At 70.5% G+C, this 26,814-nt stretch carries 21 protein-coding genes, 1 tRNA gene and 1 pseudogene; 7 read left to right on the top strand and 16 right to left on the bottom strand.

The features are described from left to right. The first annotated feature begins 27 nt into the window (after positions 1-27). Positions 28-792 carry a CDP-alcohol phosphatidyltransferase family protein gene (locus tag ACWGDB_RS02970; protein ID WP_453821067.1) on the top strand — a complete coding sequence of 255 codons (765 nt, stop codon included), beginning with the start codon at positions 28-30 and terminating at the stop codon, positions 790-792. Between the two features lie 42 nt (positions 793-834). On the opposite strand, the gene ACWGDB_RS02965 is transcribed toward ACWGDB_RS02970, so the two are convergent. The 7 genes from ACWGDB_RS02965 to ACWGDB_RS02935 all read right to left on the bottom strand — a co-directional run bounded on the left by ACWGDB_RS02965 (position 835) and on the right by ACWGDB_RS02935 (position 7,804). Beyond that, on the bottom strand, positions 835-1,272 hold the full coding sequence (locus ACWGDB_RS02965) for a GNAT family N-acetyltransferase (protein ID WP_453820798.1): 438 nt from the start codon (positions 1,270-1,272) through the stop codon (positions 835-837). Positions 1,273-1,281: 9 nt separating this feature from the next. Next, on the bottom strand, positions 1,282-2,508 hold the full coding sequence (locus ACWGDB_RS02960) for an MDR family MFS transporter (protein WP_453820797.1): 1,227 nt from the start codon (positions 2,506-2,508) through the stop codon (positions 1,282-1,284). Then, on the bottom strand, positions 2,505-4,298 hold the full coding sequence (locus ACWGDB_RS02955) for an ABC transporter permease subunit (protein WP_453820796.1): 1,794 nt from the start codon (positions 4,296-4,298) through the stop codon (positions 2,505-2,507). The genes ACWGDB_RS02960 and ACWGDB_RS02955 overlap by 4 nt, the downstream gene beginning before the upstream one ends. 3 nt (positions 4,299-4,301) lie before the next feature. Continuing rightward, complete coding sequence (locus ACWGDB_RS02950; protein WP_453820795.1) at positions 4,302-5,804, bottom strand: ABC transporter substrate-binding protein; 1,503 nt, start codon at positions 5,802-5,804, stop codon at positions 4,302-4,304. Between the two features lie 3 nt (positions 5,805-5,807). Beyond that, positions 5,808-6,344 carry a GNAT family N-acetyltransferase gene (locus ACWGDB_RS02945; RefSeq protein WP_453820794.1) on the bottom strand — a complete coding sequence of 179 codons (537 nt, stop codon included), beginning with the start codon at positions 6,342-6,344 and terminating at the stop codon, positions 5,808-5,810. 474 nt (positions 6,345-6,818) lie between these two features. Beyond that, positions 6,819-7,358 (bottom strand): hypothetical protein, encoded by a 540-nt coding sequence (locus ACWGDB_RS02940; RefSeq protein ID WP_453820793.1) that lies wholly within the window; start codon positions 7,356-7,358, stop codon positions 6,819-6,821. A 176-nt stretch (positions 7,359-7,534) separates the two neighbouring features. Next, complete coding sequence (locus tag ACWGDB_RS02935; RefSeq protein ID WP_453820792.1) at positions 7,535-7,804, bottom strand: hypothetical protein; 270 nt, start codon at positions 7,802-7,804, stop codon at positions 7,535-7,537. Positions 7,805-7,975: 171 nt separating this feature from the next. On the opposite strand from ACWGDB_RS02935, the gene ACWGDB_RS02930 reads away from it, so the two are divergent. After that, positions 7,976-8,620: a DUF6461 domain-containing protein gene (locus ACWGDB_RS02930; protein ID WP_453820791.1), complete on the top strand. Its 645-nt coding sequence runs from the start codon at positions 7,976-7,978 to the stop codon at positions 8,618-8,620. An 85-nt stretch (positions 8,621-8,705) separates the two neighbouring features. Here the strand turns inward: ACWGDB_RS02930 and ACWGDB_RS02925 are convergent, their stop codons facing one another. Then, positions 8,706-10,607: a discoidin domain-containing protein gene (locus ACWGDB_RS02925; RefSeq protein ID WP_453820790.1), complete on the bottom strand. Its 1,902-nt coding sequence runs from the start codon at positions 10,605-10,607 to the stop codon at positions 8,706-8,708. A 326-nt stretch (positions 10,608-10,933) separates the two neighbouring features. Between ACWGDB_RS02925 and ACWGDB_RS02920 the strand changes: the two genes are divergently transcribed. Beyond that, on the top strand, positions 10,934-12,772 hold the full coding sequence (locus ACWGDB_RS02920) for a coagulation factor 5/8 type domain-containing protein (RefSeq protein WP_453820789.1): 1,839 nt from the start codon (positions 10,934-10,936) through the stop codon (positions 12,770-12,772). A gap of 53 nt (positions 12,773-12,825) precedes the next feature. On the opposite strand, the gene fusA is transcribed toward ACWGDB_RS02920, so the two are convergent. From fusA to ACWGDB_RS02895, 5 genes and pseudogenes are all read right to left on the bottom strand, one after another. Beyond that, positions 12,826-14,901, bottom strand: coding sequence for an elongation factor G (fusA, locus tag ACWGDB_RS02915; RefSeq protein WP_453820788.1), 2,076 nt, complete (start codon positions 14,899-14,901; stop codon positions 12,826-12,828). Between the two features lie 166 nt (positions 14,902-15,067). Then, on the bottom strand, positions 15,068-15,211 hold the full coding sequence (locus tag ACWGDB_RS02910; protein WP_453820787.1) for a hypothetical protein: 144 nt from the start codon (positions 15,209-15,211) through the stop codon (positions 15,068-15,070). Between the two features lie 122 nt (positions 15,212-15,333). Beyond that, positions 15,334-15,498 (bottom strand): annotated as a pseudogene (locus ACWGDB_RS02905) (ferredoxin); the annotation flags it as partial. A 141-nt stretch (positions 15,499-15,639) separates the two neighbouring features. Continuing rightward, on the bottom strand, positions 15,640-16,005 hold the full coding sequence (locus ACWGDB_RS02900; protein ID WP_453820786.1) for an iron chaperone: 366 nt from the start codon (positions 16,003-16,005) through the stop codon (positions 15,640-15,642). A gap of 111 nt (positions 16,006-16,116) precedes the next feature. Further along, positions 16,117-16,201 (bottom strand) — tRNA-Leu (locus ACWGDB_RS02895). A gap of 142 nt (positions 16,202-16,343) precedes the next feature. Between ACWGDB_RS02895 and ACWGDB_RS02890 the strand changes: the two genes are divergently transcribed. Further along, on the top strand, positions 16,344-17,675 hold the full coding sequence (locus ACWGDB_RS02890) for a DUF2254 domain-containing protein (protein WP_453820785.1): 1,332 nt from the start codon (positions 16,344-16,346) through the stop codon (positions 17,673-17,675). Between the two features lie 119 nt (positions 17,676-17,794). Here the strand turns inward: ACWGDB_RS02890 and ACWGDB_RS02885 are convergent, their stop codons facing one another. From ACWGDB_RS02885 to sucC, 3 genes are all read right to left on the bottom strand, one after another. Then, positions 17,795-19,342 carry an aldehyde dehydrogenase family protein gene (locus ACWGDB_RS02885; protein ID WP_453820784.1) on the bottom strand — a complete coding sequence of 516 codons (1,548 nt, stop codon included), beginning with the start codon at positions 19,340-19,342 and terminating at the stop codon, positions 17,795-17,797. Between the two features lie 110 nt (positions 19,343-19,452). Then, positions 19,453-20,337 carry a succinate--CoA ligase subunit alpha gene (gene sucD / locus ACWGDB_RS02880; protein ID WP_453820783.1) on the bottom strand — a complete coding sequence of 295 codons (885 nt, stop codon included), beginning with the start codon at positions 20,335-20,337 and terminating at the stop codon, positions 19,453-19,455. Between the two features lie 14 nt (positions 20,338-20,351). Then, positions 20,352-21,482: an ADP-forming succinate--CoA ligase subunit beta gene (gene sucC, locus ACWGDB_RS02875; protein ID WP_453820782.1), complete on the bottom strand. Its 1,131-nt coding sequence runs from the start codon at positions 21,480-21,482 to the stop codon at positions 20,352-20,354. 144 nt (positions 21,483-21,626) lie between these two features. Between sucC and ACWGDB_RS02870 the strand changes: the two genes are divergently transcribed. From ACWGDB_RS02870 to ACWGDB_RS02860, 3 genes are read left to right on the top strand one after another with little or no spacing between them, the layout of a single operon-like run. Then, entirely contained in the window at positions 21,627-23,309 is a 1,683-nt protein-coding gene (locus ACWGDB_RS02870) for a thiamine pyrophosphate-binding protein (RefSeq protein WP_453820781.1), read from the top strand. A gap of 10 nt (positions 23,310-23,319) precedes the next feature. Next, a complete protein-coding gene (gene frc, locus ACWGDB_RS02865) occupies positions 23,320-24,561 on the top strand; it encodes a formyl-CoA transferase (RefSeq protein ID WP_427839028.1) in 1,242 nt (413 codons plus the stop codon). Between the two features lie 4 nt (positions 24,562-24,565). Then, positions 24,566-26,710, top strand: a complete 2,145-nt coding sequence (locus ACWGDB_RS02860) for an acetate--CoA ligase family protein (RefSeq protein ID WP_453820780.1) — start codon at positions 24,566-24,568, stop codon at positions 26,708-26,710. The last annotated feature ends 104 nt before the right edge of the window (positions 26,711-26,814 follow it).

Raw genomic sequence — 26,814 nt, 5'->3', positions numbered from 1 at the left:
TCTGTCATCCGGCCGGAGGAATGTGCGGTGGCCCTGAACAACACTTACGACGCGAGGCTGGTCCAGCAGGAGACCGCTGTGGGAGCGGGCGTGCAGATCCTGTTGCTGGCCCTGCTCGGTTCGGCGATCGGCATGGGGCCGGCGGGCTGGCTGACCGGCCTCGTCTTCGCCATCGCCACCTGGGCGCTGCTCTCGCTGGCCCTGCACCGATCCAGGCTCCGATCCTTCGGTCCGGCGAACCGGGTCACCCTCGGCCGCGCGACGCTGGTGGGCGGCGTCACGGCGCTGGTCGCGGACTCGTTCCAGAGTTCACCGCCGGTGACGCTGTTCGTCGGCCTGACGGCGGTCGCCCTGATCCTCGACGGCGTGGACGGCAAGGTGGCCCGCCGTACGGGCACGTCGACCGCCCTGGGCGCACGCTTCGACATGGAGGTGGACGCGTTCCTCATCCTGGTGTTGAGCGTGTACGTCTCGATGTCGCTGGGTCCCTGGGTGCTCCTCATCGGCGCCATGCGCTACGGCTTCGTCGCCGCAGCCCGCGTCTGGCCGTGGCTGAACGCCGCGCTCCCGCCGAGCACGGCCCGCAAGACGGTCGCCGCGGTGCAGGGTGTGTTCCTGCTCATGGCCGCGTCCGGCCTCTTCCCGTACCTGGCGACGTTCGCGGTCACCGCGACGGCGCTGGCGGCGCTGATCTGGTCGTTCGGCCGGGACATCCTGTGGCTGTACCGGAACCGGCCGTCGCGCGTGCGGCGGGCGCCGGTGGCGGAGGTACGGGAGCTGGTGGCGTCCTGACGGTCGGTCGTCGGGCGGCACCGCGGGCGCCGTGGACGGCAGTCAGCCGTCGAGCGGCATCCGGTACACCGTCGAGCGCCTCGCCGCGAATCCCAGATGTTCGTACAGCCTGTTCGCCGAGGCCCGGTCCGGCCGCGAGGTGAGATCGACGGTCCGTGCCCCGGCCTCCCGGGCGAGCCGGACCGCCTCACGCATCAACAGCCCCGCGACTCCGTGACCGCGCGCGGCCCCGTCGACGACCACGTCCTCGATCCGGGCGCGTAGTCCGGACGGCACGGGAATCCGTACGAGGGTCAGCGTGCCGACGATCTCGCCGTCCGCCCGAGCGACGAGCACGGTGTTCGTCTCGCACCTCACGATGCGGTCGACCGCCGCGAGGTCGAGGGGCTCCGCGCTCCGGGACAGCTGCGGCAGCAGCCGGGCGAAGGCGGCCACGAGTTCAGCGCTCGCCTCCCGGGCGACCTCCACCTGAACATCCATGCCGGGACCCTACCGGCGCGGCAGCACCCCGATCGCCGCCACCGGTACGGCCGCCAGCACCAGCCACGGGACGGCGGCGGGCAGCCCGGTGTCCAGGAGACTTCCCGTGGCCGAGCTGCCGAGCAGGACGATCAGGCCGGAGACCGAGGACAGCGCGCCGGTGTAGAGGCCGAGTCGGCCCTCCTCCGCGAGGTCGGGGACCCAGGCACGGGCGACCGGGGCGACGAGCATCTGGCCGAGGGTGAGCAGGACGACGAAGCCGGCCGCGGGCAACAGACCCGCCGTACCGGTCCGGTCCGCGGGCCGGGCCGCGGCCACGACCGCGAACCCCGCCGCGATCAGCAGCAGTCCGGCCACCATGGACCGGCGCAGGGTGAGCCGCTCCCCCACCCACCGGGTGACGGGCAGCTGGGCGACCACCACCAGCAGCGAGGACAGGGCGAACAGCCAGGCCAGCGCGGCCTGGGACCCCGTGGCGCGCTCCACCTCGTCGGGGAGGGCGAGATAGAGCTGGTTGTAGGCGAGCAGGTAGGCGCCGTAGGCGCAGCACAGCGCGAGGAAGCGGCGGTTGCGCAGCAGCTTCCCCATGCCGCCGCGCAGCCGCACACCCCCGCGGCCGGGTATGTGCTGCGGCAGCAGCCACGCGTGCCCGGCGAGGACGAGGACGAAGATGCCGGCGCCGGCGAGGCAGACCGAACGGAAGTCCACCGACAGCAGCAGCGCGCCGAGCAGCGGCCCGACGAACGCGCCCGCCTGTCCGGCCACCGTCAGCAGCGCGAGGACGCGGGTGCGGGAGCCGCCGCCCGACTCCTCCCACACGACCGCCTGTCGGGCGACCTCGGACTCCACGGCGGGTGAGAACAGCGCGGCGGCGAACCCGATCAGCAGCACGGCACCGATGACCGCCCAGGTCTGTCGGGCGTACCCGAGCCAGGCGAACCCGGCGATCCGCAGTGCGCAGCCAGTGAGCACGACCGGCCGGATGCCGTACCGGTCGGCCAGCGCCCCGCCCACCACGAACAGCCCCTGCTGGCTGAACGTCCGCAGCCCCAGCACGAACCCGATCATCCAGCCCGCCATCCCGACGGCCTGTCCCAGATGCTCGGCGAGGAAGGGCAGGACGGCGAAGAAGCCGATGTTGAAGGCGAGTTGGGTGAGGATGAGGAGGCGGAGAAGAGGGGAGAGCCGGTGACGGTCCGGCGCCCTGCGCAGGCCGCGCGACAGCAGCGAGGTCATCCGGTCCTCACCAACTCCTTTGCGGGCGACTGCTGTTCGGGCACGGGCACGTCCAGCTCGCCCGTGTCCCGTCGCCGCCGCCCGCCGCGCAGGCCGCCGGCCGCCGTCACCGCCAGTGCACCCAGCAGGGCGAGTACGGCGGCGGGGGCGAGGACCGCCCAGGGGGCGCGTTCGGCGTAGGGCTGGTTCTCGGCGAGGAGCAGGCCCCACTCCGGGGAGGGCGGCTGGGCGCCGAGGCCGAGGAAGGCCAGCGAGGCGAGCGCGAGGGCGACGCCGGGCAGGCGGAGCAGGGCGTGGCGGGTGACGGGCGGCACGACGGCAGGGAGCAGTTCGTGGCGCAGCAGGTACCAGGGACCGGCGCCCAGGGCGCGGGTTGCGGTGAGATGGAGGGCGGCGCGTTCCTGCCGTAGCAGCGCGGAGGTATGGGCGGCCAGCGGGGCCCACGCCACGGCGGCCACGGCGAGCGCGGGCGTGGCGGTTCCGCTGCCGACGACCGCGGTGACGAGCAGGGCGACGAGGACCGGCGGCAGCGCGGTGACGGTGTCGACGAGCGTTCCGGACACACGGGGCAGCAGGCCGAGTGCCACTCCGGTGAGCAGGGTGACGGCGGTGATCGCGCCGGCGAGCAGCAGTGTGTCGAGGGCGCCGTGGGCGACACGGGCAAGGATGTCCCTGCCGAGGGCGTCGGTGCCGAACGGGTGCCCCGGCGAAGGGGCCGCGAGTCGCTCGGTGGTGTCCAGGGCCAGCGGGTCACGGGGCAGGCCGAGGGCGACGACGGCGACGAGCAGCCCGCCGTAGACCAACGGCAGGAACCTGCGTGCGGGCGGCGTCGGCCGGTGCAGGGACGGCAGCGCGCCGTCGCGCAGGGCCGGGCCGATCAGCAGGCGGGCGAGCAGGTGGGCCACGCCGGCGGCGGCCGCGGCGAGCAGGACGAGGGCGAGCGTGCCGGCTTGGAGGACGGGCAAATCCTGGGCGAGGGCGGCCTGGAGGGTGGTGCGGCCGAGGCCCGGGATGTCGAAGATCTGCTCGACGGTGACCGATCCGCCGGTCAGGCCCACGACGAACAGGCCGGTGTTGGGCAGCAGTCCGGGCAGGCAGCGGCGCAGGGCCTGGCGGGCGACGGTGCGGCCGGGCAGTCCGCGTGCGGTGGCGGCCAGGGCCCAGGGCTCGGCGAAGGCGCCGGGCAGCAGGTCGTCGAGGAGCCGGCCGAGCACGGCGCCGGCGGGCAGACCGAGGGCGAGTGCGGGGAGGATCGTCCACTGGGGGCCGTACCAGCCGAGGGCGGGCAGCCAGCCCAACTGCACGCCGACGACGGTCGCGAGGACGGACGCGGTGAGGAACTCGGGCAGCGCGGCGAGGACGGCGGAGCCGCTGCCTCCGGCACGCCCGTCGAGCCGCCGGTGTGCGCCGAGCGACAGGGTGCGGGCGCAGATCAGAGCGGCGGTGACGGCGGCGACCACGAGTGCCACCGCCATCAGTAGCAGGGACACCCCGAGGGCCTGGCACACGGCGGGGGTGACCTCGCTGCCGGAGATCCACGACCGGCCGGCGTCCCCGCGCCACAGCCCGCCCAGCCAGTCACCGAGGAGTCGGAACGGACCGGCGTCCAGGCCGAGCTGGGCGCGGATGTCCGCCAGCACCTCGGGCGTGGGGTCGCGGTCCGCCGAGCGGGCCTTGAGCACGGTGAGCGCCGGGTCGGTGCGCGACAGCCACGGCAGTACGCCGATGGCGCACACCAGGGCGGCCGCGATCCCCGCACGCCACAGGAGCGTGACTGCCCGGCGCCGCACGGATCAGCGCCGGGTGCCGATGCCGACGAGGGTGCGCTCGTACGGGTCGAGGAGCTCGCCTCGGACATCGGTGCCGACGCCGGTGATGATGCGCTGGTGGACCAGCGGTACGACGGCGTCGGTGCCGAGGATCTCGGCCTCGGCCGTCATGGCCGCGTCCTGCCGCTCGGCGGCGTCGGTGAGGTCCGCGGCCTCGGCCACGGCCCGGTCGACGTCCTGGTCGCAGAGCAGGGCCAGGTTGTAACTGCCGTCGCACGTGTAGTCGCTGGCGAGGACACCGACGGGGTCGCCGGTGTCGACCAGGCTGTTGCGGGCGCCGACGAACGCGTCGAACCTGCCGTCCAGCGCGTCGCTCTCCAGCCGCGAGTACTCGCGCACCTCCAGCTTGACCTCAAACCCTGCCTTCTCCAGCTGCTGCTTGAGCACCTGGGCGACTTCCGGGAGCTCGGGCCGGTTGTCGTAGGTGGCGAGGGTGATCCGGGTCTTGTCGGGCTTGCCCGGCTTCGCCCGGCCGACCGGCTCGGTCCGTTTGCCGGTGGCCCAGGTGACGGCGGGCCCGTAGATGCCGGCGCCGGCGTCGGCGTATCCCTCGTAGACGCCCTTGGCGAAGGCGGAGGTGTCGACGGCCTGCCGGGCGGCGGCCCGCAGGGCGGCGTCCTTGAAGGGGCCCTTCTTCGTGTTGAGGGACAGGCTCGTGGTGCGGGTGGTGGCGGTCGCCTCGCGGGTGGCCGGGTCGAGAGTGGCGGCCTGGGCGACGGGGATCGCCTCGGCGAGGTCGACCTGGTCGGTGCGCAGGGCGCTCGCGCGGGCGGTGCCATCGGCGACGAACTTGACGTCGACGCCGGTGGCCTGGGCGCGGCCGCCCCAGTAGTCGTCGTAGCGGTCGAGCGTGGCGGCCGTGGCGCCGAGCACCTTGGTGAGCTCGAAGGGCCCGGTGGCATGGCCGACCGGGTCGACCTCGGTCTGCTTGTCCTTGGTGCCGTAGGCCTTGCCGGAGAGGATGGCGAGGGAGGGGCTGGACAGACGCAGCGGCAGGACGGGGTCGGGTGCCGCGGTGGTGATCCGTACGCCCTGGCTGCCCTCGGCCTTCGCGGTGAGGGTGACGCCGGAGAGGGCGGCGGGGACGGGCTTGGCCTGCGTGGCGTGGGTGAGGGCGGCGGCGACCGCGGCCGGGGTGACCGGGGAGCCGTCCTGGAAGGTGGCCTCGCGCAGGGTGAACAGCCAGGTGCGGTCGTTCTCCTGGCGCCAGGAGGCGGCGAGGGCGGGGGCGGCGGCGCCGTTGGCGTCCAGCGCGGTCAGGCCCTCGGTGACGCCGAGGCGGCTGAGGAGGGTGGCGTCGGCGCCGTACGGCGAGAGGTTCTCGGCGGGCGGGAAGGCGAGCGCGACTCGCAGGCGGGAGCCGTCCTGGGCGTCGCCCGCGGCGTCGGAACCGCCACCGGAGGCGAAGCAGCCGGCCAGGACGGGGGCCAGCACCAGGGCGAGGAGCGGGCGGGTTCGGCGTGGCACGGTCTATCGCTCCATCGGTATCTCGAAGTGGACGACGCCGTTCCCGCCGTCCGCGTCCTCGCGCTCGTCGTGCACGACCTTGCCGAGCGAGCGCCAGAACGCCTCGGCGCCCGGCACCTTCGGGTCGGTGTGCAGATACACCGCGCGGTAGCCGCCGTCCGCCGCCGCGAAGGCGAGCAGCTCGTCGACGAGCCGCCGGGCCAGGCCCCGCCTGCGGTGCTCGGCCCGGACGTAGACACGGCGCAGCTGCGCGGTCCCGCCGGAGGGGTAACGCTCGGCGAGCGCGCGCGGATTCGGCGGGTGGGCCGGGCCGCGCGCGTCGAGGGCGGCGGTGGCGACGACACTCCCGTCGCGTGGGTCGAGCGCGACGAGGAGGGTGTGGCGGGGCGGGTCGAGATAGGCGGCGGCCGGGTCGATGATGTCCGCGTGCCAGCGAGGCACGTAGCCGGTACCGAAGTCGTGGTAGACGGTGTCGAGCATCAGGGCTCGCGCACCGTCGAGGTCGTCCGGGCTTGCCGCCCTGATGCTGTAGTCATGCACTTGCACATCATATGCATCAAGCACGAAAGGCCTTTCCACCCGCCTCGCCCCGAAGAACAACCGTCTTGCGCTTCAGCAGGTTCGACAGTGACCGCGGGCCGCCGACGGCCTGGTCACATCGATGGCCACCGCTGGTGCGGATCACGTCGGCAACGGCGACGGCGGCAGCGGCAGCGGCAGCGGCAGCGGCAGCGGCAGCGGCAAGACCACCCCGTCGGCACTGTTCTCCCGCTACCTCACACGTGCTCCGGCGCGTACGTGCCGGCCATCGAAGCCGACATCAACCAACACCTCACCAAGGACCCGGGGCGTGACGGGGAGCCCCTGGTCAGTCCGTCGCGCGCCATCAACACGGGGACATCAAGGAGTTCCTGCGCGGCATCAACCCGGGTTCACTTGGTGCGCGCGCCGGTACGGAGCCGGACGCCGACGGTCCGGGACTGCCGAGTCGACGCACCCCACGCATGGCACCGTCTACTCGACGCCGGTCGCTTCGAGTAGACGAACCAGATCCTCGCGGCCGTAGCCGAGTAGCGCGGCACGATAGGCGGCCATCAGGAGCAGGTGGGCGACGATCTTCGCCCCGTATCCGTCCTTTCCGTCACCGAACCACTCGTCGGGCTTCTCGATGCCGAGGCTGTTCATCACCAGTCCGTGCTGACGACGGATCTCGGCGACGGTTTCTGCAACGGCCTCCAGAAGCGTCCCTCCTGGCCGCTCGCACTGCAGGGCAAAGGAGCCCCAGTCGACGGGAGTACAGCCGTGCGGCGGGTTCTCACGCAGGCTCGCGTACCGCTGGTCGTCAAAGCCTCCGGGACCGAACGAGTCGTCCACCAACGCGAATCGATGGTATCCAGGCGGCACGGGAGGTGGCGGGGGCGTGTAGTCCCAACCAGCGTCTTCATACAGGCGCCGTTTGACCTCTTCCTCATCGGTGTCAGTCACCGTGAAGCCGGTGTCGCTGTTGCGGCCGGTGGTCGTGCCGTCGGCGTTGCAGTGGAAGGACAGGCCCATGTGCACCTCGTCGTCTGCGCGGAGCGGTAAACATCAACAGTGGTTCTCCGGTCGACCGTAGGCCCGGGGAACCACGAGGCGTGACGACCCGGAAGCGTGTCATCCCATCGCGTGAGGATCCCGCCCGGACGGAACCGTTCCACGCGACCCGTCGCCCGTCGGCACACCAATTGGTCCTAGACAGTCGGGATGTCGACCACAGCCACCTCGATTCCCTGAGCGCGCAGTGCCCGAGCGGCCTGCAAGAGGGACATCTGCGAGAGCGTGAAGAGGTTCTGCGTCGTCAAGGGCTTCCCGCTCTTGAGGGAGAGCGGAGCCGAGGAGTCGGCACGCTTCACGTGGACGGGAGTGCCGTGTGCAGCCACGAGATCGGCGGCCTCGAAGCCGTACGGGTGTTGCGCGGTCCGGAGCGGGGGCTTCCCCGGCAAGTACCGGTTGCGCGACAAGGACCCTTACTGGGTGAACTTCCCCCAATTCGCGCACTGCGATGCGTCGAAGGCGCGCGTGACCTGCACGGTTCCCAAGCCGTGACAGTCTTCTGAACGTTGGTGGGGCACAGCATTGGTTCTCGCTGTGCCCACCGGCCCCACGTTTGTGGACGGAAGGAGTGAACCGCAATGCCTGAAGATCTCGCCTGGATCGCAGATGCCTGGCGCGGCACCAGTCCGAGCGCCACCGACCTGTACATCACCTGCGCCCGCGGCCTCAGCCCTCAGCAGCTGGCCGAACGCATGGCCGACCATGAACCCGTCGAGGTCGGGCCTGCCCTCACCGCCCAGGAAGCACACCGCATGGTCGACCTCACCCGGGTCTACTGCGTCGGCCGCGTCGGTCGAAGCGGCGACTGGTCGTTCATCGTGGAGTGCGTGGGCAGTGAAGGCTGGTCCCTCGACCCGGCGGTGTCCCGCGACGGCGCCGAGGTGCTGATCTTCGACCCACGGCCGGACGATCCGCCCTCCTTCTTCACCTACCTCGCAGACGGTGCGCTTCAGCTGCACTTCGAGTTGGGCTTTGGCTACGACCCCGTCGGCGCCCAGCCCGACCTCCTGCGCCCGGCGCTGGAAGCGGCCGGCGTCATCCCGCCGGAAGACGACATCGACGACCTGCTCGGCGAGGACGAGGAAGTGTCGACTGTCGAAGAGAAGCGTCGGGTGTTGAAAGTGGTCGGTGAGCACTTCGGGCTGTCACTCCCCCGACAGGTGATTGAAAGCGGTCAGCTTCCTGCCGTGGTCACCCGCACCTCACCTCCGTCCTCCTGGTGACCACGAGCGTCCTCAGAGGCGTTGCGCGGCTAAGCCCGCGACATGCGGACCGAGCAGTGAAGCCTGTGCGGCGTTGACGCTCCCGCTACCCCTTCTGCTCCACCCGCACCCAGTCCACCTCCGCCTGCACTCCCCCACCCGCAATCCGGTCCACGCTCGACTGCGGCAGCCCCCAGTACGGAGTCGTCACCTGGTTCCAGCCTGCCGGGTAGGCCCCGCCCAGGGCGAGGTTCAGGATCACGTACTGGTTGTGGTCGTAGACCCACTGCCCCCGCGTCGACTCCAGCTTGTTGCGGGTCGTCTCCTGGACGAGGCGGTCGTCGACGTGGAAGCGCATGCCCGTCGGGGTCCATTCGACGGCGTAGGTGTGCCATTGGTCGACCGTGCCGCCGTTCGGGAATGTCTGGCGGGCGCCGATGTTGCCGTCGGCCGAGTAGCCGGGGCCGTGCAGGGCGGTGCTGGTCCAGTCCGGGTAGCCGACGTTCTCCATGATGTCGGTCTCACCGGACGCGGGCCATGAGACCGAGGGGTCGTCGACGTCGCTGCCGAGCAGCCAGAAGGCGGGCCAGAAGCCGTCGCCGACGGGGAGCTTCATGCGGGCGCTGACCCGGCCGTATGTGAAGTCGAACTTCGTGTTGGTGTCGATGCGGCCGGACGTGAAGTCGTACGTGCCGCCGCCGGCCTGCGTGCAGCCCTTGCAGTGCTTGGCGCGCAGGACCAGGTTCCCGTTCTCGGTGCGGATGTTGTCCGCCGAGTCCACGTACGCCTGCGACTCGCCGTTGACCGAACCCATCTCGGTGCCGGTCCGCACGACGCGCCACTTGGAGCGGTCGAGGGCGGCGCCGGTGAAGTCGTCGAAGAAGGCCGTCCGGTACGTCCCCGGCTGCTCGGTCGGGAGCGCCGGGTAGGCGGCGCCGGCGCTGCCACCCGTGCCCCAGACCTGGAACTCGTACAGGGAGTAGCCGAACTGGGCCGTCGCGGGAGCCGGGTTGTGGAAGCTGCGGCGCTCCTTGCCGAGCACGCGGACGTAACGGCCGGTCGCCGGGGCGGACAGGGTGATCGCGTCGTGCAGGCCCACCGCCTCCGCCGGGGACTTCACGTTCGCGCGGCGGGCCGCGACTTCGGCGGCGGAGGGCTGGTGGACGGTACGCCAGGTGTGGTTGTCGTCGGAGACCTGGAGCTGGTAGTCGACGGCGTAGGCAGCCTCCCAGTAGAGGTCCACGGACGAGATCGTCGACGTGGCGCCCAGGTCGACGGAGATCCAGCGGTTCGCGTTCCAGTCGCTGGACCAGCGAGTGGCGTCGGCCTTGAGATCCGCCGGCCAACCTCCGTCCGTCGCGAAGGCCGGTGAATTGCCCGCGTGCTGGTAGTAGTCGGTGTACGCGGGGTGGTTCAGGGCCAGGTTCGTGCGAGTGGTGGACGCCGGGGCCGGTTCACCGCCGTAGACCTTGAAGGAGTACAGCGAGTAGCCGTAGGGCGTGGCGCGTTCGAGGCCGCGCATGCGGACGTAGCGGCCGGTCACCTCCTGCGGGTAGGTGTGCACGGTGACCGTGCCGCCGGTGCCGGCCGTCTCCGTGTAGAACGGGGTCCAGTCCGTGCCGTTCCTCGAGACCTCCAGGACGTATCTCTTGCCGTGGGCCGCCTCCCAGTCGAGGGTCACCCGGTCGACGCGGATCGTCGCGCCGAGGTCCACGCGGATCCAGGCGTCGTCGGCGAAGGTGCTGGACCACCGGGTCGCTCCGTCGCCGTCGAAGGCGAGGCCGGGTGCGGTGCCGGCGTTCTCGCTGCCGGACGCGGTGACGGCGTCAGGGTCGGCGGCGTGGGCCTCGGCCGCGCGGTCGGTGTCCCATGCGGCCACCACTGCGGTGGGCGCTGCGGGCGGAGCGGCGAACGCCGAGCCGGTGCCGAGCACGGCGAGGGTGGTAAGCGCGGTCAGAAGGGTCCGCGGAGTGCGGGTACGCGGACGGGTACGGGTGCGGGATGGCATGCGGCTCTCCTTGGGGATGTGAGGGGGTTCCCGCAGGGGATGTGACGGGGTCCTCGCAGGGTGCGCATTCCGTGCCGTGATGCCTTCGTGCCGTCGCCGTCGGGCGACCCGTCGCACCTGTCCCGGTGACTGCGGGCCTTCGCATCACGTCTTAGTTTAGAGCGTGAGTTAAGCCTCGGAAGGCAGGCCCGTCAAGGGCTTTGACACACTCTCAGAACTTCGGCCGCAGCTCTTGACTCACACGTTCCACAGTTGAACCATTCAGCGGCAAGAGAGCGCTCCCCGCACGTCGTGACGTTCACTTCCTGAACCAGGAGAGCCGCCTGATGCTTCCTCCCTCCCCGTCCTCCGAGCCGTCTTCGATGGGCCGCCGGGCCCTGATCGGCGCCGCGATCGCCTCGGCACCGGCCGTGCTCGGCCTGTCGACCGAGGCCTCCGCGCAGACCTCGGCACAGAGCTCCGCGCAGGCTGCCGCGCGGAGTTCGGCGTCCCCGTCGGCCCGGAAGAAGCCGCGTGCCCTGCCGGGCGGCGGCGACCTCGGCCCGAACGTCGTTGTCTTCGACCCGTCGACTCCAGGCATCCAGGCCCGGCTCGACGAGGTGTTCCGGCAGCAGGAGTCGGCACAATTCGGCACCGGCCGCTACGCCCTGCTCTTCAAGCCCGGCACTTACCACGGCCTCAACGCCCAACTGGGCTTCTACACCTCGATCGCGGGCCTGGGACTGTCCCCCGACGACACCACCATCAACGGCGACGTCACGGTCGACGCCGGCTGGTTCAACGGCAACGCCACGCAGAACTTCTGGCGTTCGGCGGAGAACCTTGCCCTGGTTCCGGTCAACGGAACCAACCGGTGGGCGGTCGCCCAGGCGGCCCCGTTCCGGCGCATGCACATACGCGGCGGACTCAACCTCTCCCCCACCGGCTACGGCTGGGCGAGCGGCGGCTACATCGCGGACAGCCGCATCGACGGCCAGGTCGGGCCGTACTCGCAGCAGCAGTGGTACACCCGCGACAGCGCCATCGGCAGCTGGCTCAACGGCGTGTGGAACATGGTGTTCTCCGGCGTCGAGGGCGCCCCCGCGCCGAGCTTCCCCAACCCGCCGTACACCACCCTCGACACGACTCCCGTCTCCCGCGAGAAGCCGTTCCTGTACCTCCAGGGGAACGACTACCGGGTCTTCCTGCCGGAGAAGCGCACGAATGCCCGCGGCGTCACGTGGGGCAACGGCACACCGAGAGGCACCTCGCTGCCGCTGACGCAGTTCTACGTCGCACGGCCCGGTGTCACGGCGGCCACGCTCAACGAGGCGCTCACCCAGGGCCTGCACCTCCTGCTCACCCCGGGGATCTATCACCTCGACCGGCCGATCCAGGTCAACCGGCCGAACACCGTCGTCCTCGGCCTCGGATACGCGACCCTCATCCCCGACAACGGCGCCACGGCCGTGAAGGTCGCCGACGTCGACGGAGTCCGGCTGGCCGGCTTCCTGGTGGACGCCGGACCCGTCAACTCGGCGACGCTGGTGGAGATCGGGCCGCGGGGCGCGTCCAGGGACCACTCCGCCAACCCGATCACGGTCCAGGACGTGTTCGTCCGCATCGGCGGGGCCGGCGCCGGCAAGGCCACCACCAGCGTGATGGTCAACAGCCGGCACACGATCGTCGACCACACCTGGGTGTGGCGGGCCGACCACGGGGAAGGAGTCGGCTGGGAGACCAACCGCGCCGACTACGGCGTGGTGGTCAACGGCGACGACGTCCTGGCGACCGGCCTGTTCGTCGAGCACTTCAACAAGTACGACGTGCAGTGGTTCGGCCAGCGCGGCCGCACGATCTTCTTCCAGAACGAGAAGGCGTACGACGCCCCGAACCAGGCCGCCATCCAGAACGGCTCGATCAAGGGTTACGCCGCCTACAAGGTCGGCGACGGCGTGACCTCGCACGAGGGCTGGGGGCTCGGCAGCTACTGCTATTACAACGTCAACCCCTCGATCGTGCAGCATCACGGCTTCGCCGCCCCGGTGCGGTCCGGGGTGCGCTTCCACAACCTGCTCGTGGTCTCGCTCGGCGGCAACGGACAGTACGAGTGCGTCATCAACGACACCGGGGCGCCGACGTCGGGGACGTCGACGGTGCCTTCGACCGTGGTGTCGTATCCATGAGGTGAAGCAGGCCGGACGAGGGCCCCGTCCGTAGAGGACGGGGCCCCTGTGGCCTAGTGCGACACCGCAGCGACCGGCGCCGGCGCATAGCCGGTGGGCCGGGCGGTGAACGTGCCGCGCCCCTGCGTACGGCTGCGCAGCCGTGTCGCGTAGCCGAACAGCTCGGCCAGCGGCACGGTCGCCGTCACGACCGCCGCCCCCGCCCGGGTGACGGAGCCCGTGACGCGGCCGCGGCGGGCGGCCAGGTCGCCGAGCACGGAGCCGACCGCTTCCTCCGGCACGGTGACCGTGACCTCGACGACCGGCTCCAGGAGGACCATCGCGCAAGCGCGCAGGGCATCGCGGAGGCCGAGTCGGCCGGCCGTGCGGAAGGCCGTGTCGGAGGAGTCCTTCACATGGGTCGACCCGTCGGTGAGCGTGACGCGCAGGCCCGTCACCGGATGGCCGCCGAGCGGACCCTCGGCGAGGGCGTCGCGGCAGCCGGCCTCGACGGCACGGACGTACTCCTGTGGCACCCGGCCGCCGACGACCGTCGAGCGGAACTCGAAGCCGTTGCCGCCCTGTCCGGCCGCCGTGACCGTCAGGAGCTCGACGTCGAGAACCACATGCGCGAACTGCCCCGCCCCACCGTCCTGTTTGACATGACGGAACACGAAGCCGGAGACCCCTCGGCCGACCGTCTCGCGATACGACACCCGCGGCCGGCCGACGTTGACGTCCAGCCCGAGGTCACGCCGGATCTTCTCCACCGCGACCTCCAGATGCAGTTCACCCATGCCGGACAGCACCGTCTGACCGGTCTCGGCGTCGGTCCGCACGACCAGCGACGGGTCCTCCTCCGCAAGCCGTGCCAGCGCGCCCGCCAGCCGGTCGGTGTCGGTGGACCTGCGTGCCTCGACCGCCACGGACACCACCGGGTCGGCCACGCTCGGCGGTTCGAGGACGAGCGGGGCGTCCGGTGCGCACAGGGTGGAGCCCGGGCGAGCCGACTTCAGGCCGACCACCGCCACGATGTCCCCGGCGACGGCGCGGTCGATGTGGGCGTGACGGTCGGCCTGCACCCGCAGGATCCGCCCGACCCGCTCGGTGCGTCGCGCGACGGCGTCGAACACCATGCCTCCCTTCTCGATCGTTCCCGAGTACACCCGCAGATAGGTCAGCCGCCCGGTCGGGGTCGCGCTCACCTTGAACGCCAGCGCCGCGAACGGTGCCGACGGGTCGGCGGGCCGCTCCTCGTCGGCACCGTCGCGCAGGCCGCGTACGGCCGGTACGTCGAGCGGTGACGGCAGATACGCCACGACCGCGTCGAGCAGCGGCTCGACACCGCGGTTGCGGTAGGCCGAGCCGCACAGCACGACCACTCCCTCACCGCTGCGGGTCAGCTCCCGCAGGGCTGCGACCAGGCTCTCCGGGGAGAGCGCCGAGCGCTCGCAGAACTCCTCCAGCGCGCCTGCATGCAGTTCGGCCACCGCCTCCTCCAGCAGCCGCCGACGCCGTTGCGCCTCTTCCAGGAGATCCTCGGGCACGGGACGTTCCACGGCCTCCTCCGCACCGTCCGCCCACACCAGCGCCCGCATGCGCACGAGGTCCACGACCCCGCGGAATCCGTCCTCCGTACCGATGGGCAACTGCACGACCAGCGGCGCAGGATGCAGCCGTTCCCTGATCGATTCGACAGCCGTGTCGAGGTCGGCCCCGGCCCGGTCGAGCTTGTTGACGAACGCGATCCTCGGAACGCCGTGCCGGTCCGCCTGCCGCCACACCGACTCGCTCTGCGGCTCGACCCCCGCCACGGCGTCGAACACCGCGACCGCGCCGTCCAGGACACGCAGCGACCGCTCCACCTCGTCGGCGAAGTCGACGTGCCCGGGGGTGTCGATCAGGTTGATCCGGTGACCGTCCCAGGCACAACTCACCGCCGCCGCGAAGATGGTGATACCGCGGTCCCGCTCCTGCGAGTCGAAGTCGGTGACAGTCGTGCCGTCGTGGACCTCGCCCCGCTTGTGGGTGGTCCCGGTGGCGTACAGGATCCGCTCGGTGACGGTGGTCTTGCCGGCGTCGACATGGGCGAGGATGCCGAGATTGCGGACGACGGCGAGCGTGTTGAGGTTGGTGATGTTGGTGCGCACGGCCTTGGGCCTTTCGGATGATCCGTAAGTGGAACGGAAAGGGGGCAGCGCGATTCCCGGACGATACGTGCACGCACATGGCGCGGTGGCGCGGGCGTACGTCGGCATGACCTGTCGCTCCATCAAATGAGTGACGTGACAGGTGAGTTGACGTACTCGGGCGCTCTCAGGTGTTCGTCACGGACATCCAGTGCCGGCCGCGCAGCGGGCACCGGACGGACAAGGACACGAGGATCACGTCGTACCGGTCGTACCGGTCGTGCCGGTCGTGCCGGGACGGGGAGACGACGACAGCGGTGCGGTCACGCACGGCCCGGCTCCCCTCAACTCGTCACGACGACGCGCCGCCGAGTGGTGGGCGGCGCGAGCTTGTGTGGTGAGTGTAGGGAGCCGGGCGAGGTCGAAGCAGCTGATTTTTTTCCACTGCTGGCGGTCGTCGATCGCGATGGCCGACGCCGGGCAGACCGCGGCTGCCTCGCGGGCGGCGGCGTGGCGGTCCTCGGCGCGGTTCGATTCGAGGAGGGTGACGATGCCGTCCTCGTCAAGCTGGTCGAAGACCTCGGGTGCGATCAGTACGCACTGTCCGGCGCCGCAACAGCAGTAGCGGGGACCCGCTGGACCAGAGCGCCTATGTACTCCTCACCCCAGCTCGAGCCCCAGGGAGCGATGTCCATCCCGGACGTCGTCGAGGCCTTCGGGCGCGGACCCTCGATCCGTCCGGCGGCGTGGCCTGCACAGTCAGCAGATCGGTCCCCGGTCGCCCGCCGTGGCCCGCAGCAGGTCCCGTACGAGGTCGAAATCGATCTTCTCCGGTTTACGGAAACGCAGGCATCCCTTGCCCATGTCCTGTCCGGCCAGCCGTTCCTGGAAGGCGTCACGGACATCACTGCGCATCAGATAGAAGGAGATGTACTGCCGCTGACTCGCGAATGCGATCTCTGCCTCGCCCTCGCGCTGGTACGTCGGCATGCCGTAAGCCATGACCTCGCTGAAGCCCTGCAGCTCCGCGCGACACATCTGCCGCAGCCGCGTCAGGGCCGCCCTCCGCTCCACCGGCACCTCGGCCAGATAGCCGTCGACATCCTCCGCCGCGCTCCGCACCATGCGGTGAGGCTAAGCCCCGAGGCGATGCCGATCAATCGCTCCACCAAACAACCCGTGCGGGTCGAGGTGGCCCTCGACCCGCACGGGTTGCAGATGATCTGTTCTGTTCTGTGTCCGAGGGGGGACTTGAACCCCCACGCCCGATAAAGGGCACTAGCACCTCAAGCTAGCGCGTCTGCCATTCCGCCACCCGGACTAGGTGTCTGCCGCCTTGCCGGGGGTCTTCCCGGCGGCGACGTGGACAACAATACCAAGGTTTCGGAGTGCCTTTCACCTGCGTTTCCGCCCACCTGGCGGGGGTCCGGGACCGCACGGCCCGATGCCCTTAGGGTCGCATCATGAGTGACTGGACGGTTACGCAGAGCCCTGCCACAGGGCGTCGCCCGCGTGCGCTGTCGCCCCTCAGGGAGCATCTGCGGGACACGTTCTGGTTCGCCCCCACAGCGGCGATGGTGACCGTCTTCGCGGTCTGGCTGGTGGCTCAAGCGCTCGACGCAGCCATCGTCGAGGCGCTCCAGAAGGACGGCGACTACGAAACGCTCGATGAGCTGCTGCGGTTCGCGGACGACGCGAAGGCCGTGGTGAGCGCCGTCGCCTCGGCGATGATGACCTTCATCGGTGTGGTCTTCAGCATCTCGCTGGTGGCCGTGCAGATGGCGAGCGGGCAGTTCACCCCCCGTGTGGTGCGGCTCTTCGTGCGGAGCCGGATCACCAAGGCGACCTTCGCGGTCTTCCTGGCGACCTTCGTGCTGAGCCTGCTGGTGCTGACCTCCTTCGACACCGCAGACGATGCCCGTGCTGTCACCACGGTGCCGCTGATGCAGTCGGTTCTCACGCTCTGCATGGTCGCGTTGAGCCTGCTGCTCTTCGTGCTGTACGTGAACACCACTCTGCGGCTGATGCGGATCAGCCACGTGATCGCACGGATCGCCACCGAGTCCTTCCGGGTGGCCGCGTCGACGCCCGTGTCGGCGGACGGACCGGACGCGCCCGACCTCGGCACCGCGACCGCTTGGGTACCGCACGAGGGCCGGGCCGGGGTGCTGCGGGACGTGCACATCACGCGGTTGGTCCGGGTGGCTCGCAAACACGGGGTGGTGCTGCGGCTGATCCCCCGCATCGGGGACTTCGTGGTGCCCGGCACGCCCTTGCTGTCGGTGCACGGCGGCGCGGCCCCACCGCGCCGGGCGCTCCGGTACACGATCTCGGTCGGTGTGGAACGGACCTACCACCAGGATCTCGGCTTCGGGCTGCGACAGTTGTCCGACATCGCGCTGCGCGCCCTGTCGCCCGCGATCAACGACCCGACGACCGCCGTCCAGGCGCTGGACCGTGTCGTCCAGTTCCTGGCCGCGCTCAGCCGTCGGCCGCTGGACGCCGCCCTGCACCGGGACCGGCGCGGGGTGGTGCGCCTGGTGCAGCCCGTGCCGGGGTGGACCGAGTTGGTGGATCTCGGGTTCACCGAGGTACGGGGCTGCGCCGTCGGCAGCCCGCAGGTCTCACGGCGCATGCTGGCCGGCCTGGACGACCTCCTTCTGCTCGCACCGCCGGAACGCGGTGAGCCGCTCTCCCGCCACCGCGACCTTCTCCACCGGGCGGTCGACCGCGCCGAGCAGTTCCCTGCGGACCGCGCGTTCGCCCTGCATCCGGACCGGCAGGGCATCGGCTGACCGATTGCAGATCAACCAGGGCGCAACAGGCCCCCGGAGCCATCGCGTCGGCGACCGACGCCGGGCACCCGCGCGGCTGACCGCGTGGCGAACCCGGCATCGGACGCGACGCCCCCTCCTCACGGGCCGAGCTGATACTCCGGGAAGTTCCCGGGCAACCGCTCCCCCGCAGGCCCTTGTGTCACCGCGCGCACCAGCAGCTCGCCGCCGACGAACGCCCCGCGCCAGGACGCGCCGAAGCCGCCGAACAGCTCGTCACGGTCGCCGCGGGAGCGCGGCTTGCCGTGGCCGACCTTGAACGCGCGGATCTGCGGGGCCAGACGGTCGTACGTCGCCCGGTCGTCCGTGGACAGTGTGGCGACCAGCGCGCCGTTGGACGCGTTCATCGCCGCCAGCAGCTCCGCCTCCGTGTCGACCAGGACGATGGTGTCGACCGGGCCGAAGGGTTCCGCATGGTGCAGCGGGGAGGACGGTGGCGGATTGAGCAGCGTGACCGGGTGGACGTACGCCGAGGTGTCCTGGCCGGGCAGGAAGTGGGCGTCCGCCGGCTTGCCCCGGTGCAGCGGGACGGCACCGCGGTCGATCGCCTCGGCGACCTGGTCCTGGAGTTCCTTGGCCTTGGCGGCGTTGATCACCGGCCCGAAGTCCAGTTGCGGGAAGGGGTCGTCGTCCTGTTTATCCACCGCCAGCGGGTGGCCGACCCTGAGCGTGCGCACCGCCGGGAGGTACGCCGCCAGGAACTCGTCGAACAGCTCACGCTGGACGACGAAGCGCGGGTACGCCGTGCAGCGCTGTTTGCCGTAGTCGAAGAGCTTGGGCACGACCGCCGTGAGCGCGTCCCAGTCCGTGTAGTTCCAGATGCCCCAGGTGTTGAGTCCTTCCTGTTCGAGTACGTGTCGTTTACCCAGGTCGGCGACTGCCGTGGCCACCGCGGCGCCGGTGTCCCGGCCGCCGACGAAGGAGACGCAGCCGATCTCGGGCGCCCGCACCAGCGCCTCCGACAGCTCGCCGCCGCTGCCACTGACCAGGGTGACGGGAATTCCCTCGCGGGCGGCCAGCGCGCAGGCCAGGGTCAGACAGGCGACACCGCCGTCGGTCGGGGTCTTGGCGATGACCGCGTTGCCTGCCAGTGCTTGTACCAACACTGCGTGAACGAGCACGCTCATCGGGTAGTTCCAGCTTGCGATGTTGGATACCGGCCCTTCCAGCGGGGCCCGGCCGGCGACCATCGGCTCGATGCCGTCGACGTACCAGCGCACGCCGTCGATGGCCCGGTCGACATCCGCCCGGGCCAGCCGCCAGGGCTTGCCGATCTCCCAGACGAGCAGGAGGGCGAGCAGGTCCCGGTGCTGGGTCAGGGCGTCGAGGGTGGCCGCGACACGGGCTCGGCGCTCTTTCAGCGGGATGTGCCGCCATGCGCGGTGCTGGTCCAGCGACGCCCGCACGGCCTGGTGGGCGGTGGCCCGGTCCAGGCGCGGCGGCCCCGCGATCGGGGTGCCGTCGACGGGGCTGGTGGCGGGCAGGGCCCGGCCGTCGGCCTGCCAGGTGGAGTTCCAGAGGTTAAGGACGCGGTCGTCCTGGAAGGCCTCCGGGGCGACGGTGAGGCAGCGCTGCCAGACGTCGGTCCAGGAGGTGCCGGATTTGAGGGTGAGGGTGGTTGCTGCCATCGGGTTCTCCGCTCTCGGTGCACAGTCGGGGGCGGTCGTACATGGCTACGGCGGAAGTTAGCGGCGCGCGGCAACCCCTTAAAGTGACCTCGCGCCGACTATGAGTGACGTCACGCCTCGACGCCCAGTCGGTCCAGCACCAGCCGCGCGGTCTCGGTGGGTGTGCTGCCGACTCCCACGCCGACCGCTTCCAGCGCTTCCTTCTTCAACGCCGCCGTGCCGGATGAGCCGGACACGATCGCGCCCGCGTGCCCCATCGTCTTGCCCTCGGGTGCGGTGAACCCGGCGATGTAGCCGACGACCGGCTTGGTGACGTGCTCGCGGATGTACGCGGCCGCGCGTTCCTCCGCGTCACCGCCGATCTCCCCGATGAGGACGATCAGTTCGGTGTCGGGGTCGTCCTGAAAGGCGGCCAGGCAGTCGATGTGGGTCGTGCCGACGACCGGGTCGCCGCCGATGCCGACGCACGTCGAGAAGCCGATGTCCCGCAGCTCGTACATCAGTTGGTAGGTGAGCGTGCCCGACTTGGAGACCAGGCCGATACGGCCGGGCTTGGTGATGTCGGCCGGGATGATGCCGGCGTTGGACTGGCCAGGGGTGATCAGGCCGGGGCAGTTGGGGCCGATGATGCGGGTGCCCTTGGCCTTCGCGTACGAGGTGAAGGCGACGGAGTCGTGGACCGGGATGCCCTCCGTGATCACGACGGCGAGCCCGATACCGGCGTCGGCGGCCTCGACGACGGCCGCCTTGGTGAAGGCGGGCGGCACGAAGACGACGGTCACGTCGGCGCCGGTCGCGCGCATCCCGTCGGCAACCGAACCGAAGACCGGGACGGCTCGGTCGTCGAAGTCGACGGTGCGGCCCGCCTTGCGCGGGTTTACGCCGCCGACGACGTTGGTGCCGGCGGTGAGCATGCGCCGGGCGTGCTTCATGCCCTCTCCGCCGGTCATGCCCTGGACGAGGACCTTGCTCTCCTTGGTGAGGTAGATGGCCATGTCGTCACGTCTCCTCAGGCTGTGGTGGCGAGTTGGGCGGCCCGCAGCGCGGCGCCGTCCATGGTGGTGGCCTGCTGGACCAGGGGATGGGCGCGGTCGTCGAGGATGGCCCGGCCGCGCACGGCGTTGTTCCCGTCGAGACGCACGACGAGCGGCTTGGTCAACTGGACGGTGTCCAGGGCCTGCACGATGCCGTCGGCGACCGCGTCACAGGCGGTGATCCCGCCGAAGACGTTGACGAACACCGACTTCACGGCAGGGTCGGAGAGGATGACCGACAGCCCGTCGGCCATGATCTGGGCCGAGGCGCCGCCGCCGATGTCGAGGAAGTTCGCGGGGCGGGCGCCGCAGCCCGCGACGACGTCGAGGGTCGACATGACGAGGCCGGCGCCGTTGCCGATGATGCCGACCTCGCCGTCGAGCTTGACGTAGTTGAGGCCCTTTGCGGCCGCCGCGGCCTCCAGCGCGTCGTCGTGCTCCACGCCCTCGGCGCCCCAACGTGCCTGTCGGAACCGGGCGTTGTCGTCGAGGGTGACCTTGCCGTCGAGGGCGAGGATCTGCCCCTGTCCGGTACGGACCAGCGGGTTCACCTCGACCAGGACGGCGTCCTCGCGGACCAGCACCTCCCAGAGCCGTATGAGGACGTCGACGGTCTGCGGTGGCAGTCCGGCCGCTTCCGCGATCTCGGCGGCCCTCGCTGAGGTGACGCCCTCGGCAGGGTCGACGCGGATGCGGGCCACGGCCTCCGGACGACTGGCGGCCACCTCTTCGATGTCCATGCCGCCTTCGGCCGAGGCAATTGCGAGGAAGCTGCCCGCCGCACGGTCGAGGACGAAGGACACGTAGAACTCGGTCTCGATGTCGACGGGTTGGGCCAGCATCACCTTGCCGACCGTGTGGCCCTTAATGTCCATGCCGAGGATCTGGCGTGCCGTGAGCTCGGCAGCGGCAGGGTCCGCGGCGAGCTTGACGCCGCCCGCCTTGCCCCGGCCACCGGTCTTCACCTGCGCCTTGACCACGACCCGGCCACCGAGCCGACGGGCGATCTCGCGGGCCTCCTTGGGCGAGTCCGTCACCTCCGCCCTCGGTACCAAGATGCCGTGTTCTTCGAAGAGTTCCCTTGCCTGGTGCTCGTACAGGTCCATTCCGGCTCCTGACTCAAAAGTGCCGCACGCCCCCTGGACACCACCCACCGGATGCGGGATAACAAGGTTCATACAGTATTCGTCGACTGTATGCAATGTACGCGAGAGCCGTTCCACCCCCCTACGAAGGGACAGGACTTCGCCATGCCCGACGACACCCAGGACGTCATTTCCGGTGGTCATCTCGTTGCCAAGGCGCTGAAGGCCGAGGGGGTCGACCGCATCTACACCCTGTGCGGCGGCCACATCATCGACATCTACGACGGCTGCGTCGACGAGGGCATCGAAGTCGTCGACGTCCGCCACGAACAGGTCGCCGCCCACGCCGCCGACGGCTACGCCCGCATCACCGGCAAGCCCGGCTGCGCGGTCGTCACCGCGGGTCCCGGCACCACCGACGCCGTCACCGGCGTCGCGAACGCCTTCCGCGCCGAGTCCCCGATGCTGCTCATCGGCGGCCAGGGCGCCCTCACCCAGCACAAGATGGGGTCCCTCCAGGACCTCCCGCACGTCGACATGATGACGCCGATCACCAAGTTCGCGGCGGCCGTGCCGGACACGGCACGCGCTGCGGACATGGTGTCGATGGCGTTCCGCGAGTGCTACCACGGTGCGCCCGGGCCCTCTTTCCTTGAGATCCCGCGCGACGTGCTCGACGCGAAGGTGCCGGTGAGCAAGGCGCGTGTGCCGAAGGAGGGGGCATACCGTGCCTCCACCCGCTCGGCCGGCGACCCCGAGGCGATCGAGAAGCTCGCCGACCTGCTGGTCCACGCCGAGAAGCCGGCCATTCTGCTCGGCAGTCAGGTGTGGACGACACGCGGCACCGAGGCGGCCATCGAGCTCGTACGCACCCTCAACGTTCCGGCCTACATGAACGGCGCCGGCCGCGGCACGCTGCCGCCCGGCGACCCGCACCACTTCCAGCTGTCACGGCGGTACGCGTTCTCCAACGCCGATGTCATCGTCATCGTCGGCACGCCCTTCGACTTCCGCATGGGCTACGGCAAGCGGCTGTCACCGGACGCGACCGTCGTGCAGATCGACCTCGACTACCGCACCGTCGGCAAGAACCGCGACATCGACCTTGGGATCGTCGGCGACGCAGGACTGGTGCTGAAGTCCGTCACCGAGGCCGCCTCCGGGCGCGTCAACGGCGGCGCGTCCAAGCGCAAGGAGTGGCTCGACGAGCTGCGCGCTGCCGAGCAGACCGCTCTGGAGAAGCGGTTGCCCAGCCTGAAGTCGGACGCCTCACCGATCCACCCGTACCGGCTGGTCAGCGAGATCAACGACTTCCTCACCGAGGACTCGATCTACATCGGCGACGGCGGCGACATCGTCACCTTCTCCGGTCAGGTCGTGCAGCCCAAGTCGCCGGGCCACTGGATGGACCCGGGCCCGCTGGGCACGCTCGGCGTCGGGGTGCCGTTCGTGCTCGCGGCCAAGCAGGCGCGGCCCGACAAGGAGGTCGTCGCACTCTTCGGCGACGGCGCGTTCTCCCTCACCGGCTGGGACTTCGAGACGCTCGTCCGCTACAACCTCCCCTTCGTCGGCATCGTCGGCAACAACTCCTCGATGAACCAGATCCGCTACGGCCAGGCCCAGAAGTACGGCCAGGAACGCGAGCGGGTCGGCAACACCCTCGGCGACGTCCACTACGACAAGTTCGCGCAGATGCTGGGCGGTTACGGCGAGGAGGTCCGTGACCCCGCCGACATCGGCCCCGCACTGCGGCGCGCCCGCGAGTCCGGGAAGCCCTCGCTGATCAACGTCTGGGTCGACCCCGACGCGTACGCCCCCGGAACCATGAACCAGACCATGTACAAGTGAGGTGGCCTCCATGACTGGAACGCCGACCAAGGCCCTCGAAGGCATCCGCGTCCTGGACATGACCCACGTCCAGTCCGGGCCCTCCGCGACCCAGCTGCTCGCCTGGCTCGGCGCGGACGTCGTCAAGCTGGAGGCGCCGACCGGAGACATCACGCGCAAGCAGCTGCGCGATCTCCCGGACGTCGACTCCCTCTACTTCACGATGCTCAACTGCAACAAGCGGAGCATCACCCTCAACACCAAGACCGAGCGCGGCAAGGAGCTCCTCACCGAGCTGATCCGGCGCTCGGACGTCATGGTCGAGAACTTCGGACCGGGCGCGGTCGACCGCATGGGCTTCACCTGGGACCGCATTCAGGAGATCAATCCGCGTATCGTCTATGCCTCCATCAAGGGGTTCGGCGACGGCCCGTACACCAACTTCAAGGCGTACGAGGTCGTTGCGCAGGCCATGGGTGGGTCGATGTCGACCACCGGTTTCGAGGACGGGCCGCCGCTGGCGACCGGAGCCCAGATCGGGGACTCGGGGACGGGTGTGCACGCCGTCGCGGGGATTCTCGCGGCGCTGTTCCAGCGCGAGAACACCGGGCGTGGGCAGCGGGTCAACGTGGCCATGCAGCACGCTGTACTCAACCTGTGCCGGGTGAAGCTGAGGGACCAGCAACGCCTGACACATGGGCCGCTTGCTGAATATCCGAACGAGGACTTCGGCACGGAAGTTCCCCGCTCGGGAAACGCGTCCGGCGGCGGTCAGCCCGGCTGGGCGGTCAAGTGCGCGCCGGGCGGCCCGAACGACTACGTGTACGTCATCGTGCAGCCGGTCGGCTGGCAGCCGCTCAGCGAGCTCATCGGCCGGCCCGAACTCGCCGCCGACCCCGAGTGGGCGACGCCGGAGGCCCGGCTGCCCAAGCTGAGCAAGATGTTCCAGCTGATCGAGGAGTGGTCCTCGACCCTGCCCAAGTGGGAGGTGCTGGAGCGGCTCAACGCGCACAACATCCCGTGCGGGCCGATCCTTTCCACCAAGGAGATCATCGAGGACTCCTCGCTGGTCGCCAACGAGATGGTCGTCACCGTGCCGCACCCCGAGCGGGGCGACTTCGTGACCGTCGGCAGCCCGCTGAAGCTCTCCGACTCCCCCGTCGAGGTGAGCAGTTCGCCGCTGCTCGGCCAGCACAACGAAGAGGTCTACGTCGGCGAGCTCGGCCTCGGCGACGAGGAACTGCGCCTGCTCAAGTCGAACGGAGTGATCTGACGTGATGGCCGAAGACCGCGTCCTGCGGGTGCGGACGCTTCTCGACTCCGTGCGGAGCGAGGGACGCACCGCGCTGACCGCACCCGAGGGCAAGGTGATCGCCGACGCGTACGGGATCGCCGTACCGGGCGAGGAACTCGCGACGGACGTCGACGAGGCGGTGGCGTACGCGGCGCGCTTCGGCGGGCCGGTGGTGATGAAGATCGTCTCGCCCGACATCCTGCACAAGACCGACGCCGGCGGCGTGATCGTCGGGGTCGAGGGTGCGACGGACGTACGGGCCGCCTTCCACAAGATCGTCGACAACGCCCGTGCGTACGACGCGGATGCCCGCATCGAGGGCGTGCAGGTCCAGGAACTGCTCCCGCAGGGGCAGGAGGTCATCGTCGGCGCGGTCACCGACCCGACATTCGGGAAGGTCGTCGCCTTCGGGCTCGGCGGAGTGCTCGTCGAGGTCCTGAAGGACGTGACCTTCCGGCTCGCGCCCGTGGACGCCGACGAGGCGCTGTCCATGCTGGACTCGATCCGGGCGGCGGAGATCCTGCGCGGGGTGCGCGGCCAGGCGGCCGTGGACCGGTGGGCGGTCGCCGAGCAGATCCGCCGTGTCTCGCAGCTCGTGGCGGACTTCCCGGAGATCGCCGAGGTGGACCTCAACCCGGTGATCGCGACCGCGGAGGGGGCGGTCGCGGCCGACATCCGCGTGATCCTCGCCGAGGCGCCCGCGAAGCCGCGTCGCCGCTACTCGCGCGAGGAGATCCTCACCTCCATGCGCCGGCTGATGCAGCCGTCGTCGGTCGCCGTCATCGGTGCCTCCAACGAGCAGGGGAAGATCGGCAATTCGGTCATGCGCAACCTCATCGACGGTGGTTTCGCCGGGGACATCCATCCGGTGAACCCCAAGGCCGATGACATTCTGGGCCGCAAGGCGTACAAGAGTGTGACGGACGTTCCCGGTGAGGTGGATGTGGCGGTCTTCGCTATCCCCGCCAAGTTCGTGGCCTCGGCCCTGGAGGAGGTGGGACGCAAGGGGATCCCGAACGCCGTACTGATCCCCTCCGGGTTCGCGGAGACCGGCGAGCACGGACTCCAGGAGGAGATCGTGGCCATCGCCGAGCGGCACGGCGTCCGGCTGCTCGGGCCGAACATCTACGGCTACTACTCGACGTGGCAGGACCTGTGCGCCACGTTCTGCACGCCGTACGACGTCAAGGGCGGGGTGGCGCTGACCTCGCAGTCCGGCGGCATCGGGATGGCCATCCTGGGCTTCGCGCGGACCACGAAGACGGGCGTGTCGGCGATCGTCGGCCTCGGCAACAAGTCGGACCTGGACGAGGACGACCTGCTGACCTGGTTCGGCGAGGACCCGCACACCGAGTGCATCGCGATGCACCTGGAGGACCTCAAGGACGGGCGCGCGTTCGTCGAGGCCGCACGGGCGACCGTGCCGAAGAAGCCGGTCGTCGTCCTCAAGGCAGGTCGTACGGCGGCGGGCGCGAAGGCCGCGGGCTCGCACACCGGGGCCCTCGCCGGCGACGACGCCGTGTACGAGGACATCCTGAAGCAGGCCGGTGTCATCAGGGCACCAGGGCTCAACGAAATGCTGGAGTACGCGCGCGCGTTGCCCGTGCTCCCCGCCCCCAAGGGCGACAACGTCGTGATCATCACGGGGGCCGGCGGCAGCGGCGTACTGCTGTCGGACGCGGTGACCGACAACGGGCTGTCCCTGATGGAGATTCCGCCGGACCTGGACGAGGCCTTCCGGAAGTTCATCCCGCCCTTCGGGGCTGCGGGCAACCCGGTGGACATCACGGGGGGCGAGCCGCCGTCGACGTACGAGGCGACGATCCGGCTCGGTCTGGAGGATCCGCGCATCCACGCACTCGTGCTCGGCTACTGGCACACGATCGTCACTCCCCCGATGGTCTTCGCGGAGCTCACCGCGCGCGTGGTGGCCGAATTCCGGGAGCGCGGCATGGAGAAGCCTGTCGTCGCCTCGCTCGCGGGTGACGTGGAGGTCGAGGAGGCCTGCCAGTACCTCTACGAGCGCGGAGTCGTGGCCTACCCGTACACGACCGAGAAGCCGGTGGCGGTGCTCGGCGCCAAGTACCGGTGGGCGCGGGCGGCGGGACTGTTGGGGGGCGGTTCATGAGGTGAGGCAGCGGGGGGGGGGGGCCCGGGGGGGGGGGGGCGCCCCCCGGCCCCCCCCCCGCCCCCCCGGCCGGAGGGCGGGGGGGGGGGGGGCGACAATAGGGG

This window comes from Streptomyces sp. NPDC055013, from assembly GCF_053608645.1.
The sequence above is the reverse complement of the archived record's forward strand: the minus strand, read 5'-3'. Positions and strand labels throughout refer to the sequence as shown.